Source organism: Halorubrum sp. SD690R, assembly GCF_005435035.1.
GTDB classification, from domain to species: Archaea; Halobacteriota; Halobacteria; order Halobacteriales; family Haloferacaceae; genus Halorubrum; species Halorubrum ezzemoulense.
This window is the reverse complement of sequence record NZ_SGTV01000103.1, coordinates 1-694: the sequence shown is the minus strand read 5'-3', so window position 1 is coordinate 694 and position 694 is coordinate 1. Positions and strand designations below refer to the sequence as shown.

The following is a 694-nucleotide window of genomic DNA, read 5'->3' as shown; positions in this document are numbered from 1 at the left end:
GAACCGAAACCCCAGCGTCGGACGCCTTGAAGAGGATCGTCCGCGCGGCAGTTTCGATACACTCGCGGAGGTCGGAGGTGAACCGATAGTGCCAACTCCGCCAGAGCGTCGACTGGTCGGGCACAGTCTCGAACCCGAGGCGACGGCGGAGAGAGGGTCGGTCTTACAGATACGAGCAGAGTGCCGTTTCGTAGTCCCACCCGTAGAGTTCCTTGAGGAGAAACCCACGGAATAGCACCTCCATCTCGTACGTCGTGCTCCCAGTGTAGCGGTCGTGAGCGTCGAATTCGACGTAGGCTAGCGGCCAGTGAGCGACGAACGCTTCGATAGAGTCGTGGGCGTCGTGGTCGAACCAGACGGTCGCGAGGACCCGGACATCTTTAGCAAGGCCGGCTGTTGAACTCCGGTCGCAGAGGGGCGTCGCATGATAGGCTGGCCAGTCGTAGTAGGACGTCTGGGCGATGCGACGGTACACAGCACGTCGAGAGGATTGTGTCGGTGTCATCGGACAGCGCTACTATAACTGACGACAAAAGCTACTTTGGTGAATCACCCACTCGACAGTGCTCAATACAGGGGACTCACAGCCCACGAGAATTCTTCAGCAATCGTAGCAGCATAGCTAAAGTCAGCATCATCACAACGGTGAACGTAATTGCGATAATAAGGGTTCCTGTACCGATCATGCCTGTTT

General features: G+C 57.2%; 1 pseudogene. It reads right to left on the bottom strand.

Annotated elements, in window-relative coordinates:
* Positions 1-505, bottom strand: a pseudogene (locus EXE41_RS18605) (transposase); the annotation flags it as partial.
* Positions 506-694 lie beyond the last annotated feature (189 nt).